This window comes from Marinobacter sp. M-5 (assembly GCF_032911545.1).
Classification (GTDB): domain Bacteria; phylum Pseudomonadota; class Gammaproteobacteria; order Pseudomonadales; family Oleiphilaceae; genus Marinobacter; species Marinobacter goseongensis.
This window is the reverse complement of sequence record NZ_JAWJEK010000001.1, coordinates 1,146,748-1,160,763: the sequence shown is the minus strand read 5'-3', so window position 1 is coordinate 1,160,763 and position 14,016 is coordinate 1,146,748. Positions and strand designations below refer to the sequence as shown.

The 14,016-nt window shown below is 59.9% G+C and carries 11 protein-coding genes; 3 read left to right on the top strand and 8 right to left on the bottom strand.

From position 1 onward, the window contains the following. Positions 1-19: 19 nt before the first annotated feature. The 4 genes from R0125_RS05320 to R0125_RS05305 are packed head-to-tail and all read right to left on the bottom strand — an operon-like array spanning position 20 to position 3,564. Positions 20-1,261 carry a mechanosensitive ion channel family protein gene (locus R0125_RS05320; protein WP_248184015.1) on the bottom strand — a complete coding sequence of 414 codons (1,242 nt, stop codon included), beginning with the start codon at positions 1,259-1,261 and terminating at the stop codon, positions 20-22. A gap of 54 nt (positions 1,262-1,315) precedes the next feature. After that, positions 1,316-1,822: a L,D-transpeptidase gene (locus tag R0125_RS05315; protein ID WP_248184014.1), complete on the bottom strand. Its 507-nt coding sequence runs from the start codon at positions 1,820-1,822 to the stop codon at positions 1,316-1,318. Between the two features lie 59 nt (positions 1,823-1,881). After that, positions 1,882-2,556 (bottom strand): TetR/AcrR family transcriptional regulator, encoded by a 675-nt coding sequence (locus R0125_RS05310; protein WP_248184012.1) that lies wholly within the window; start codon positions 2,554-2,556, stop codon positions 1,882-1,884. Positions 2,557-2,616: 60 nt separating this feature from the next. After that, positions 2,617-3,564, bottom strand: coding sequence for a hypothetical protein (locus R0125_RS05305; RefSeq protein ID WP_317237417.1), 948 nt, complete (start codon positions 3,562-3,564; stop codon positions 2,617-2,619). A 198-nt stretch (positions 3,565-3,762) separates the two neighbouring features. Between R0125_RS05305 and R0125_RS05300 the strand changes: the two genes are divergently transcribed. Then, complete coding sequence (locus R0125_RS05300; RefSeq protein WP_248184007.1) at positions 3,763-4,383, top strand: riboflavin synthase subunit alpha; 621 nt, start codon at positions 3,763-3,765, stop codon at positions 4,381-4,383. Here the strand turns inward: R0125_RS05300 and R0125_RS05295 are convergent. Further along, positions 4,356-5,516: a methyltransferase gene (locus tag R0125_RS05295; RefSeq protein WP_317237416.1), complete on the bottom strand. Its 1,161-nt coding sequence runs from the start codon at positions 5,514-5,516 to the stop codon at positions 4,356-4,358. The two genes, R0125_RS05300 and R0125_RS05295, sit on opposite strands and share 28 nt — an antisense overlap. 120 nt (positions 5,517-5,636) lie before the next feature. Here R0125_RS05295 and R0125_RS05290 point away from each other — a divergent pair, with 120 nt between their 5' ends. After that, on the top strand, positions 5,637-6,086 hold the full coding sequence (locus R0125_RS05290) for a hypothetical protein (protein WP_248184003.1): 450 nt from the start codon (positions 5,637-5,639) through the stop codon (positions 6,084-6,086). 62 nt (positions 6,087-6,148) lie between these two features. Here R0125_RS05290 and R0125_RS05285 read toward each other — a convergent pair whose 3' ends face one another. The 3 genes from R0125_RS05285 to R0125_RS05275 all read right to left on the bottom strand — a co-directional run bounded on the left by R0125_RS05285 (position 6,149) and on the right by R0125_RS05275 (position 12,906). After that, the gene (locus R0125_RS05285) at positions 6,149-7,198 is read right to left on the bottom strand and encodes a methyltransferase (protein WP_317237415.1); all 1,050 of its coding nucleotides are present in this window, start codon (positions 7,196-7,198) and stop codon (positions 6,149-6,151) included. An 80-nt stretch (positions 7,199-7,278) separates the two neighbouring features. Then, positions 7,279-7,956: a carbonate dehydratase gene (gene can / locus R0125_RS05280; protein ID WP_317237414.1), complete on the bottom strand. Its 678-nt coding sequence runs from the start codon at positions 7,954-7,956 to the stop codon at positions 7,279-7,281. A gap of 66 nt (positions 7,957-8,022) precedes the next feature. After that, positions 8,023-12,906: an NAD-glutamate dehydrogenase gene (locus R0125_RS05275; protein ID WP_248183998.1), complete on the bottom strand. Its 4,884-nt coding sequence runs from the start codon at positions 12,904-12,906 to the stop codon at positions 8,023-8,025. A 143-nt stretch (positions 12,907-13,049) separates the two neighbouring features. Between R0125_RS05275 and R0125_RS05270 the strand changes: the two genes are divergently transcribed. Beyond that, positions 13,050-14,012 (top strand): AAA family ATPase, encoded by a 963-nt coding sequence (locus R0125_RS05270; protein WP_248183997.1) that lies wholly within the window; start codon positions 13,050-13,052, stop codon positions 14,010-14,012. The last annotated feature ends 4 nt before the right edge of the window (positions 14,013-14,016 follow it).

Below are 14,016 nucleotides of genomic sequence, written 5' to 3'. Positions count from 1 at the left end.
CACTCTCTCCTTGGTCATCTCAGTCGGCACCGCCGGTGGCTTCCGCTGACGACCCATGGCGGGTGCGCTGGGAGGCATGGGATTTGTCAGATCCTTCGTCGTCGTTCTCGATGGGCCCGTCGTCGCCAACCTTGTCGGATTTCTGGCTGTCTGCGCTGGCCAGGCGCAGGCTGTCCGCCACGTGCAAGGTGCGTGTCGGGAAAGCCACTTCCGCGCCATGACTCTCAATGATTTCACTGATCTTCAGCAACACGTCCTGTTTGACCTCATGGAACTTCACCCACTGGGTCGTCTTGGTAAAGCAGTACACCATGATATCGAGGGAAGACGCGTTGAACGCGAGGAAATTGACGATCAGCGTCTGCTCACTTTCTATGTCTTCGTGGTTCTCCAGCATGGTGCGTATTTCAGAGACTATGGTGGAAATCTCGCGAACATCCGCGTAGCGAATACCGATGGTTTCGGAAATACGACGGTGGCTCATGCGGGACGGGTTCTCGACCGCAATGGTGGTGAACGCGGCGTTGGGCACATAGAGAGGGCGCTTGTCGAAGGTACGCACGGTGGTCAATCGCCAACCGATGTGCTCAACCGTGCCCTCAATGTTCCGGTCCGGTGAACGCACCCAGTCGCCGACCTTGAAGGGCCGGTCCAGGTGGATAATAAAACCGCCAAAGAAATTGGCCAGCAGGTCCTTGGCAGCGAAACCCACGGCAATGCCTCCAACGCCACCAAACGCCAGCACACCGGAAATGCTGTAGCCGAGGGATTGCATGGCGATCAGTACCGCGGTGATGATCACCACCGCACGGGACAGCTTGCTGACGGCATTGACGGTGGTGTAATCCATCGGCGCGGCCATCTTCACCGGCGACGTCAGGATACCCTCCCCCTCTTTGATCAAGCGCAACAGCGCCCACACCAGCACCCAGACAAATCCGATCTGCAGCAGTTTGTCATTCACCGCGAATATTTCGGCTTCAGAATAGCGGTAGGCCACTTCGGCGGCCCAGTACACGCCCTGTATCCAGACGAACGCGACCACCGGCTTTCTTGCCGCGTGCAGAAAGGTGTCATCCCAGAGGTTCTTTGTTTTGGCAAAGCGCCTTTCCAGGGCGCCCACAATGAAGCTCGCCAGGTAGGCGGCCGTCGCAGTCCCGGACACCAGGGCGAACACCACGATGCCCACTCGCCAGTTTTCCGACAACAGGTCCCAGTTCTGGATCCAGCCGTTTATGGTCGCCTGCATTTCTCCGATCATTCATGTCCCCGGTGATCAATTCAGTGTCAGGTGAATCTGGGCGGTCGAAGCCGCTCAGGCCTCGTCGATAATGACAACGGTGCCGGGCTCGACCAGATCGAACAGCGCGATGACATCGGCATTGCGCATACGGATACAGCCGTGGGACTTTGCCACGCCCATGGGCTCGGTGTCCGGTGTGCCGTGAATGTATATGAAGCGCCGAAAACTATCGACCCCGGCACCGCGATTTTTTCCGGGCTCGCAGCCGCACAGCCAGAGAATACGGGACAGAATCCAGTCACGCTGAGGATGCCGATCGGCCAGTTCTGGAGAGTAAATTTCGCCGGTGGGGCGACGGGCAACGAACACGGTGTTTTCCGGCAGGCCCGCGCCCACCATGGCGCGGATAACGTGCTTGCCACGGGGGGTGCACCCGCTGGCGTTCTGCTCGCCGGGGCCGTTCAGTGCGGTGGACACGGGCCGTTCAAACAGGCGGGTACCGTCGGCACCGATGAGCGCCAGAAATTGGTCAGCAATACTGATTCGCAGGTAAGGCGCGGCGCCCTCTTGGATACGCATGTGCAGCTAAGCTCCGGATAGCCATGGCCAATCCGGAAGCCTAACCGACAGCAGACAATTCAGGCAACCGGTGCTTCGCTGAGCGAGGGCATCAACATGGTGTCCTGAGCCTGCATGCCTGCGGCCAGGAACGGCACCAGGCGGGCTGCGATTTCCTGCACGGTTGTCTCCACACCCAGCTTGTTCTGCAGGATGTCTCTGAGGGCATCACTGCTGGACATGGTAAACGCGGTAGCGCCGAGCATGAACTGGATGCGCCAGTAGCGGTCAACCGCGGACAGCTGCGGCGTGGCTTCCTTGAGCAGACGCATGAAGCGGCTGAACGGCTGGCTGTATTCCTGCTCCAGAAACTTGCGCAAATGCCCCTGAGACTGAGTATAGGCAAGACCGAGCAAGCGCATAAAAATGGAGATGCCGTTCTCGTTGCGCTGAGGCATGCGCACGGCACTTTCGGTCAGGGCCCAGAGGGTCTGGTTGAGTGTGGGCGGATGGCCATCACAGCGCTCCTCCAGATCGTTGAACGCGTTTTCCAGAGTGGCCGAAAATGGCGTCAGGAAACGGGCAAATACCGCATGAATGAGCGCGTTCTTCGACCCGAAATGGTAATTGACAGCCGCGAGGTTCACTTTAGCCTTACTGGTGATCATTCGCAGCGAGGTTTCGGAGAAGCCCCGATCGGCGAACAACTCTTCAGCAGCATCCAGAATGCGGTCAACGGTATCAGACTGAGCCATATTGTTTTCAGTGCCTCTAGCAAACGTCTGTTTGAAACATACGTTTGAGGCACCGTTATGTCAAGCTCTCTGCCCCGGCGACGCGGCCACCGACGCCCAGCCCCGGTCCATGGCTTGTTGATTGCCATCAAAGAAGGCTTTCTGCACCCGGTCATACGCCTTTTCCGCCTCCAGAAGATAGATCAGATACAGACGGATGTACTCGCGGCGGGTCATGTTTCGGGCCAATGCCCGCTGCTCGGACAGCGCCAGCAGTTCACTGAACCGGGAGGAACGGAGCGAGGTGTTGAATTCCGCCATGCGGGCGCACTGCCAGACCAGTCCTTCCTTACCTTCCAGGTGCTCAATATGCTTGCGGGCATCCCGCAACAACCGCTGGCGTTTAATCACCAGATCCAGGTAAGACGGGCGTGCGGTGTAAATTCGGCGGATGGCCGGCACGCCCAGCATCAGGATGATAACGAATGCACCGAACCCGCCACCGGCAATCCACGCGGGAATAAACCCGGTGAGGCCGCTCAGAAACACCAGCGCGGCCACCAGCGCACTGAACAGCCAGAGGTCACGGTTACGCCTTGCGGCGGCGAGGGAATAGTTGTCGGGCCAGCCCGACATCGCCAGGAGGTCGAAATCCATCAACAGCACCCGGTCGCACTGCTTTAGCATCAGGCGTAACGTGCGTTGCCGGGTTTCCGCCAGGGCTTTTTCAATCGCTGCCGGACTCTCCTCCTGCTCAGGCTCGTCCTGCCCGGACTCCGGTACAGCCGGTGAGGTCGCTTTGGCGGGTTGGGCCGGGGCCTGGTCACCCCGGTCAGCATCGCCCAGCGGCGGCTCAGCACCCTGAGCGGCCACTGTGGGGTCTTTCGCCGGCGGCGGCGCCACCGTCGATACCGCCTGTGACGTGGCGGGTGATGGCGACATAATTGGCGCAGGCACCGGGTCTGCCGCGCGGCCCTGTCGCAACACCGGCTCATCAGGCATCTGCTCCGCGCCAGTGGCGGCCTTCAATCTGCTCTCTGCCATAACTCTGTACAAGCGACGTCCGCTGCCAGCGGCCCGCCACGCAGCCTCTTTGAATGGATTCTATTCAGGCTATCGGCCATTTGCCGGGAACCTTGAACCCTTGGCATCGCCGGGTCGTATCGCTATGCTTTCCCGGAGTTTCCAGGCGGCCAGTTGCAGCCGCCCCTGACCAGAGGCAAGTTCATGTTTACAGGTATTGTCCAAGGCGTTGCCACCATCGAGACAGTGTCCCCGGCCCCGGGTCTGAACACTTACGCCATTCGGCTTCCTGCCGGACACACCGGGGGTGTGACCATCGGCGCTTCCGTGGCGATCAACGGCACCTGCCTGACCGTTACCCGGCAGGACGGTGACTGCCTGTATTTTGATGCCATGCAGGAAACCCTGAGGCTGACCACCCTCGGCGCCCTGGGCCAGAACGATCGGGTCAACTTCGAGCGAGCGGCGCGAATTGGCGACGAAATTGGCGGGCATCTGCTTTCGGGCCACGTTCACACCACCGCCACGGTCACCACCATTGAACGCCCGGAAAACAACGTCACCCTGGAATTCGAGGTGCCGGACACCTGGGCGCGGTACATCTTCCCCAAGGGCTACATTGCGATCAACGGCGCCAGCCTGACCATCGGCGAAGTCACCGGAAACCGGTTCAATGTGCACCTGATCCCTGAAACCCTCAGGGCCACCACGTTCGGCGACCTCCAAGAGGGCAATGTTGTCAACATCGAGATCGACAGCCAGACCCAGACCATCGTCGACACCCTGGCACGGCTCGGCTACGACCGACCTGCTCCGCTGTCCTGATGACGGGCAGAGAACACCACGAATTTCGGATCGGCCTGCAGCTGCTGAACCACCGGGAAGTAACGCTTGAGACTGCGGTGGTAACCAAGGTGGCGGTTGCCCACGATTAATAGCTGCCCGTCTCGGGCGAGATGTTGGGCCGCCTGCTGAAACAGCCGCAGGGCGATGTGATCCCCGACCACACCGCCTTCATGGAAGGGTGGGTTCAACAGGATCAGATCAAACGCCCCGACCTCAGCTGGCACACCGTCCGCGTGGTGGAATTCTGCGACGGCATCGGGCGCCAGTTCCTGCACGTTGTGGCGGGCGCTCGCCACGGCCTGACTCGACACATCACTGAACACCACCGCGGCCCCCGGCCGCGCCCGCAGCAGTTCGAGACCAAGAACGCCATTACCGCAGGCGAGATCCAGCACCCGGGCATCTACAGGCAGTGACGCCGCACTATGGCCAATGGCGGGAAATAACAAGCGGCTGCCAATATCCAGACGCTCCCGGGCAAACACCGCCGGCAGGCCCTCCACCGCCCGATTGTAGCCATCGATCACGTAACCCTTCCACTGCCCCGGCCATCCGTCCAGTGTGGCACTGCCCTGCCCGCAGACCACCACGCGGGCTTTCTTCCGGGCCGGGCATACCTGGCGGGTCTGGAGCAGTTCGTTAAACACCTCGGCACTGCGATCCGGCAGGTGCTTGATCATGCCGCCGGCAATGACCACACCATCGGGAGCCAGAACGCTGTTTACCCACCGCAGCAGCCAGCTCAGGTAGTCCAGTTGGCGGGGAATGCGCATGACCACGGCGTCAAACGGCCCCTCTGGCGGTGCCAGCCAGCTCAACGGGGGGGCGGCAATCAGGTTATTGGCCACGCTGTTGCGCTCGAGAGCGTTGGCTAGGGAGGCGCTGTCGGCCAGGGACACGGTATCGAACTGGCCAAGCCCCAGCGTCAACGCACCGAACTGATCGTCCAGCACCAGCACCCTTGGCGGCCCGCCGGTGGTGGTAATCCATGCAGCAGCCTGCTCCAGCAAAAGTTCGTCTGCAGCATCCCAGGCCCTCAGGGTCGGGTCGGTGTTGCCGGGACGCTCCAGACTCAGATTCCGATAGGCGGTTTTCAGGGTGTTGCTTGTCATTTCAGGCACCAAATCAGACAGGGTTCAGACGCGCATCCATTCTAGGCTGATTATTCTAGAAATTAACCCTATGGTGTTTTCCAAGTTGTTTTGAAACCGAACGCACACGAGAGACACCCTATGATCCGCGACTCCATCAAAACCCGTTTTGAATCCGTTCAGGCCGCCGGCAAGCGTTTTGAAGACCAGCTTCGCCCGCAGCTGGACAAGGCGTCCGTCGAGCTGAAGAAAGTACTGGCCAGCCTGGGTGCCGACGTGTCTGAACCCCGTAGCCTGTCTGAAGTGGTCAGCCAGATTCGCAGCAAAAACCCGACCTTCCGCGAGCTGACGCTGCGCCTCGACGTGGCAACCTACGATCTGCGTAAGAAGCTGTGGTGGGATGCCAACATGATGACCGCCTACTTTACTGACAAGGCCGGCAAAACCTACGAGGCAGAGGTCAAGCCCAAACTGACTGAGGCCCGCAACCGCGCCGAGTCTGAAGCCCGCCGCTTGCTTGAGCAGGTGCGTGAGCTGGCGCCGCGCCGTCCGGCCCCCGAGCAGGCCGAAGAGGCCGGCAAGCAGGACTGATTTCAGGTTGGCTCCGTCTTAGTGTTGGAAGCAACCTTTTGCCCCTCACCCCAGGGGCTTTTTTATGTCTGGCGTTTGGCGGAATACACCGTGAAGCGCTTGTCGCTGGCGAGGCGGGTGACCGGTCCGATCGTTCTGCGGATCAACGCCTCATAGGGCAAGAAACTGTTCGCCACCAACCGTAATTCCCCTCCAGGCTGAAGATGCGCTGCCGCTTGCCGCAGAAATTGCTCCGTCATGGTGGTATCGGTGCGCACACCAGCATGAAACGGCGGATTGGTCACAATGGCGCGGTACTTCCGGGTTACCGCAGCCAACCCGTCGGATGCCAGCACGTCTCCCAGGGTCTGGTTTTTCTGGTAGGTCGCACGGGTGCAAATCACCGCCTGTGACTGCACATCCACCGCATCAATCGGCGCGGGTTCGGTGCCGCCAGCCCGCTGCCACGCCTGAATCCAGCTACCAATCACACCCGAGCCGCAGGCAAAATCCAGGGAATGGCCCCGGGGCAGCGGCAGGTCCGCCAGGGTTTGCAGCAGCATCAGGGTGCCATGATCCGGTTCGCCGTCACTGAAGATCCCCGGTAACCCGGCCACGGACACCTGAACACCGGCGGCGTCGACGATATGCCAGCTCATCCAGTGCTCAAGGTCAAACCCGCCAGCAGTGGCAAAACTGTCGGCCAGCCACACCTGGCAATGGCGGGCACTGTCGACCTTGCTGGCCTCCGGCGCCACCGCCTTGAGCTGCTTGACGGCACCGGCGATGCCTTCGCGCTTCTCTCCGATCAGGATCAGTCTCGCCCCGGCAGCCGCCAGATACCCCGCCAGAGCCAGACGGAAGGCCAGTTCTGCCCGCGCCTTGGGCAGAAACACCACCACCGTGTTGGCAGCATTACCCTGCAGGGCCGTGTCGTCATAACCGAAGGCCATTTGCCAGCCGTTCAGGGCCGGAGTTCTGGCGAACACACCCGCATGATCCGTGAGCGCCAGGCCGCCGCCGGGCAAGTCGGACAGTAGCGAGGTATCGGACAGGCCGATCAGGGCCAGACGGCCGACAATGAGATCACGATTCTTGAGCAGGGCTTCGTGGGCGTTGGGCAGAGCAGACATGACGTTCGAGTATCCCGGGCTGGTGTACAGGCGGGATACTCTAACCGGAAATGGCTCCGGAGTCTTGGGAGAGTTGGCGGTTACTTTTTCTGACGCCCAGACCGGACAGGCCGCAAAATCAGCTCTTCGACGCTGTTGGTCTGCACCGCATCGCGCTCTTCCTCACTGGCGATGGACAACCCCATATCCCGCAGGATGCCGTCGGCGACATCGTAGACGAAGCCATGAACAGTCAATGGCTGGCCCCGGCGCCACGCTTCCTGCACGATGTTGTTCTGACACACGTGACCCACCTGCTCCACCACGTTCAGTTCGCAGAGGCGATCCACCCGGTCCTGATCATTGGACAGAGCATCCAGCACCGATTGGTGCTTGTCGCGCACATCCTGGACGTGGCGCAGCCAGTGACTGATCAGGCCAAAGCCCTCGTTCATCATCGCCGCCTTCACCCCGCCGCAGCCATAATGGCCAACCACCAGGATGTGCTTGACCTTCAGCACCTCGATGGCGAACTGAAGAACAGAGAGGCAATTGAAGTCGGTGTGTACCACCACGTTGGCAACATTGCGGTGAACGAACAGTTCGCCGGGCATCAGATCAACGATCTGGTTTGCCGGAACGCGGCTGTCCGCGCAGCCGATCCACAGATACTCCGGCGCCTGCTGATTCGACAAACGATGAAAAAACTGGGGATCCTGAGCCTTGATGCCGTCGGCCCAGGATTTGTTTTTTTCCAGAAGGTGATCAAGCTGCCGCATTTGCATTCTCCCCGTTAAATGAACCTGTAGCGGAATTGAACGGGAATCAGCGGCTTAACGCAATACTCAGTTTGTCTGAATGCTTCCATCCACGTGACTGCTGTGCATCGTGGATTGCGCCAGATCCAGCAATTCCCGCAGCGCCACCGAGAACATGGCGTACTCCGGTTCGCGGACCCCCTTCAATTCGGTGAGCATGGTTTTCCAGCGACTGATCATGCCGTCATGTCTGGCCATCCAGCCCTCCACGCAGCTCGGGACGTCCTTGGCATTGCCGGCCAGCTTGAGCACCCCGGTGGTGAGGGCCCGCTGTTGCCAATCCAGATCCTCGCGGAAGCTTTCCCGCGCCAGCGCCTGCCAGTGCGACGCCGGAATCAGCGCGGCGATGGCATTGGCAAACCAGCTCAGATCCAGCCGTTCGCCCAGATCATAGTAAAGGTTGGCGACCGTTTTCAGCGGCAGTCCGGTGGCTTCCCGGGCCTCGATGATACCCAGCGAGGAATACAGGTAACTCGTGCCCGCCAGCACCGAGGCCAGCTCCTTGGGCAGCCCGGCTTCCAACAGCTCGTTAAAACGTTTGTCCCAGTGAGACCGCGCCTGTTCGCCAAGGTAATCCGGCAGATCAGCGGTGATTTTCCAGACGCTGTCAGCAAACCGCTCCATGTGGCTCTGGATGCTGAGTTCGGCACGACGATTGCGCAGCAGCCAGCGCACCGAGCGCCGCACCAGTCGCATCAGGTCGTTCATCAGCTCCATCTGCAGTTTTGCCGGAATGTGGAAGTCGAGAGATTCGATCCGGTCCCACCAGGTGTCCAGGCGGAACACATCCCGCGCGATGATCCAGGCCAGGGCGATCGACGCCGGATCAGCACCAGTAGACTGCGACAGGCGCTCCACAAAAGTAATCCCCATGTGATTGACCATATCGTTGGCGATCTGAGTGGCAATGATTTCCCGCCGCAGCTGGTGCTCGCCGAGCTCATCGGAGAACTTACGGGTCAGTGCCTGCGGGAACACCTTGTACATTTCGCCCGCCAGCAGGGGTTCGTCCGGTAATGAGCTGGCAATCAGTGTCTGCTTGAGATCCCCTTTGACGTAAGAAATCAGTACCGACAGCTCCGGGCGGGTCAGGCCTTTCTTGTCGAGCTTGCGTTCAGACAGTGTCTCGTCCTCCGGAAGGAATTCCAGGGCACGATTGAGCTTGCCCTCGCTCTCGAGGGTATTCATCAACCGCCGATATTCTTCCATACGGCCAGTGGCATCGACGCTGGCGATACTGATGGCCTGGGTCTGGCGGTAGTTGTTCTTCAGCACCAGATCGCCGACATCGTCGGTCATGTCCTCGAGCATAACGTTGCGCTGCTTGGCGGTCAGATCGCCCAGGGCCACCGCCCGGTTGAGCAGGATCTTCATGTTCACTTCGTGGTCGGAACAATCCACGCCGCCGGAGTTGTCGATGAAATCAGTATTCAGGCGGCCACCGTTAAGAGCGAACTCAATACGGCCCAGTTGGGTCATGCCCAGATTGCCGCCCTCACCCACCACCTTGCAGCGCAATTCGGCACCGTTGATTCGCAGACCGTCGTTGGCCTTGTCGCCGACGTCACCGTGGGTCTCCGCCTGCCCCTTGACGTAGGTGCCGATGCCACCAAACCAGAGCAAATCCACCTGTGCCTTGAGAATATGGGTGATCAGCATGTTTGGCGGCACCCGGTCCGACTTGATGCCCAGCAGCTTCTTCATTTCCGGGCTGACCGGAATGGACTTGGCGCTGCGACTGAAAACACCCCCGCCTTTGGAGATCAGCTTGCTGTCGTAATCGGTCCAGGACGAACGCGGCAGCTTGAACAGACGCTTGCGTTCCTTATAACTCTTCTCGGCATCCGGGGTCGGGTCGATGAAGATGTGCACATGGTTGAACGCCGCCACCAGGCGGGTTTTCTCGGAGCACAGCAGGCCATTACCGAACACGTCGCCGCCCATATCACCAATGCCGATGGCGCTGAACTCGTCCAGCGCAGGATTGATGCCCATTTCGCGGAAATGCCGCTCCACGGACACCCAGGCGCCGCGGGCAGTAATGCCCATCTTCTTGTGGTCGTAGCCATTGCTGCCACCGGAGGCAAAGGCGTCGCCCATCCAGAAGCCATATTCGGCAGAGAGGCCGTTGGCAATGTCGGAGAAAGTGGCTGTGCCCTTGTCGGCAGCGACCACCAGATAGTGGTCGTCGTCATCGTGACGAATCACCTGCTCCGGAGGCTGAATGCCGGCGTCCACCAGGTTGTCGGTGATGTCCAGAAGGCCGCGGATAAAGGTTTTATAGGCTTCGATCCCTTCCGCCTGGAAGGCTTCCCGATCGGAAGGGTCTGGCAACCGTTTGGCTACAAAACCGCCTTTGGCGCCCACGGGCACGATCACTGCGTTCTTTACCTGCTGGGCTTTCACCAGGCCAAGAATCTCAGTGCGGTAGTCCTCGAAGCGATCAGACCAGCGCAGCCCGCCGCGGGCCACTTTGCCACCTCGCAGGTGCACCCCTTCAACCCGCGGCGAATACACGAAGATTTCAAACATCGGCATCGGCAGCGGCATGTCCGGAATCTGGGTGGGATCGAATTTGACGCTGATGTAGGGCTTGTTGTTGCCGTCATCATCGCGCTGGAAATAGTTGGTGCGCAGGGTCGCCTGGATCAGTTCCAGGTACAGGCGCAGCACGCGGTCTTCACTGAGGTTCTCGACATTGTCCAGGCCCGCATTGAACTCGATCTCCAGCTTCTGCTGGGCGGCCCGGCTCTTGCCTTCGCTCTGGTAACGCTCGGGATTGAAACGCACTTCGAAGAACTCGAGCAGCATCTGCGCCAGATCCACATGATTGACCAGAGTGTTGGAGATGAAGGTCTGGCTGTTGGAGAAGCGGATCTGCCGCATGTAGCGGGCGTAAGTCCGCAACAGGGCGATCTGCCGCCAGCTCATGTAGGACGACAGCAGCAACCGGTTGAAAGCATCGTTCTCGGCATCGCCATACCAGACCCGGCGGAACAGATCCTCGAAGATCGGACGGATGCGGTGGATATCCACCACACGGCCGCTATAAGCCTGCAAGGTGAAATCGTGGATCCACACCACCTTGCCATGCCGGTCGCTGACTTCGAACGGGTGCTCACCGATAACACGGAAGCCGAGGTTATCGAAGATCGGCATGACATCCGACAGTGGCAGGGGCTCGTCAGCGTAGAACAGCTTGAAGTGAAGAACGCTCTCCTCTTCCTCCAGCGCTCGGTAGAAACTCATAGTCAACTGCCCGGCAGCGGCGCCGGCAATGTGCTCCAGATCGATGGCAGCGCGGCGGGGCGAGAACATGTCGGTGTAACTGGCGGGGAAACCGCCGGAATACAGCCGGTGCAGCTCGTTGCCCTGCTCTTCACCGTACACTTCATTGAGCGCCTCCCCCAGGCCATCCCGCCAGGACTGGGCCAGTTCGATCACTTTTTCGCGAATCTCGGCAATCGGCAACTGGCGGTTTTCCACCTGGGGAACGCGGATGGTGAACTGCACCCGCGCCAGTACCGACTCCGAAAAGTGGGTCACAAATTCGATGTCTTCCGCTTCCAGGCGATCCAGCAGCACCTGCTCCACCTTCAGGCGCAACTCGGTGTTGTAGATGTCCCGCGGAAAGAACGCCAGACAGGTCACAAACTGGCCATACACGTCCTCGCGCATGAACAGCTCGATCCGGCGCCGCTCCTGGATGTAGAGAATGCTTTTGGCCACACCCAGCAGCTCCTGGGGCTCGATCTGGAAAAGCTCGTCACGGGGGTACAGCGTCAGGATCTGTTCGAGCTCCTTGCCGGCATAATCTTCCCGCAGGAAACCGGACTTCTTCATCACCAGCTCGAACTTGCGGCGCAGCAGCGGGATTTCGTCCGGCCGCTCGTTGTAGGCGCGGGCGGTGTACAGTCCGAGAAAGCGGCGTTCACCCACCACTTCCCCTTTACTGTTGAATTTCTTGACTGCGATGTAATCCGGGTAAGCCGGGCGGTGAACGCGGGACCGCTGCGCCGATTTGGCAAAAATGAAAATGTCGTCGGTGCGGGTCATCTCGTGACGGGTTCGCTGGGGCAGCTCGTTCAGCCGCACCCGGTCCGGCCGCTCGTTGTTGACCCGCAGAATACCGAGCTCGGAATTCTCCACCCGGCGAACCACCATGCCGCTCTTGTCCTTGGCAAAGTCGTATTCGTCATACCCGAGGAAGGTGAAACGATCCCCCAACAACCAGGTCAGAAACGCCCGCGCTTCTTCCTTGTCGTCATCGCTGATGCCTGCCGTGGTGGCATCCAGTTCCGCCAGAATCTCGCTCACCTTGCCGGTGACCACCGGGAAATCCTCGACGGCGATCCGCACTTCGTGGAGGATGGTCTGCAGCACCTGCTCCAGCTCACGCAAATCCTTCGGGTCGCTGTGGCGGTCAATCTCCAGCACAATGAATGCTTCGTACTCGGAGCCGGCGCTGGATTTCTTGGTGGAATGCAGTTTCTGCAGCTTGCCGTCAGCGTTGCGGTCAACCCGCAGGATGGAATGCTGGATCGAATGAGTACCGATTTCGCGCTGGTTGATGGCAATGCGCAGGGAATCGATCAGGAACGGAATATTCGGATGCAGGATAAAGATGACAGTGTGGGTGGACTGCCAGCCATCGCTCTCCAGGTCCGGGTTGAACACCGCCACCGGGGTTTCTTCCGCACTGCGTTTCTGCAGGAACTGCCAGGCCGCGAGCACCGCTCCGTAGGTATCCGAAAATCGTCGACTGACCAGCTCCTCAAGGGGAATATGCGCGTAATGTTGCTTGGCAAATTCACTGATCTTTTTTGCTTCGGTTTTCGCAATTTTCTGTGCGAAAGCTTCAGCCAGCTGTTCGAAGAACTGATCCTTGCTGGCCACCGTCAGCGCATTCATAGTCAACCTCGGTTAGTGTGAAATAAACGTAATCAGGGTATCGTCACATAAGCATAGTCAAGCCCTTGATTTTTGCCGACCAAATGCCAAAACTGCGGCAACTACGTACGCAAAGAGCCTCCACACAGGAACAACGATTACCCATGTCATTACAGCATACGTTCGGGGAGCTTCGATCTCAGTTAGCCAAAAGGATCATAGGTCAGGAAAAGCTGGTAGACCGGCTGCTGATTGCGTTACTGGCAGACGGTCATCTGCTGGTAGAAGGGGCGCCGGGTCTGGCCAAAACCACGGCCATCAAGGCACTTGCGGAGCATCTCGAAGGGGACTTTCACCGAATCCAGTTCACCCCCGACCTGCTGCCGTCGGACGTCACCGGCAGTGAGATCTACCGCGCCGAAACCGGCCAGTTCGACTTCCAGCACGGCCCGATCTTCCATAACCTGGTGCTGGCTGACGAAATCAACCGGGCACCGGCAAAAGTGCAGTCGGCGTTGCTCGAAGCCATGGGCGAGCGCCAGGTCAGTGTCGGCATGCGCACCTTTCCCCTGGACCCGCTGTTCATGGTGATGGCCACCCAGAACCCGATCGAACAGGAGGGGACCTACCCGCTGCCAGAAGCCCAGCTTGACCGTTTCCTGATGCACGTGGTGATTGACTACCCGTCGGCCGATGCCGAAAAAGCCATTCTCCATCTGGCCAGAAACGATTACCGCCAGGGACAGCCGGCGGTGGAAGTGCGGCTGAGCGCGGACCAGGTGTTCCAGGCACGCCGCGAAATTGGCGACATCTACATGGCCGAGCCGGTCGAGCAGTATCTGCTGGCGCTGGTATTGGCTACGCGTAACCCGCAAAGTCTGGATCCGGAGCTGGCGCGCTGGACGGCCTTTGGCGCCAGCCCCCGTGGCACCATCGCGCTGGATCGCTGCGCCCGCGCCCTGGCCTGGCTCGATGGCCGCGATTACGTCAGCCCGGACGATGTGCGCCAGATCGCTTTTGACGTGCTTCGCCACCGCATTCTGCTGACCTTCGAAGCGGAAGCCGAAGGAATGACGGCTGACATGGTGATTCAGAGACTGATTGATCACGTTCCCGTAACCGCCTGATCAC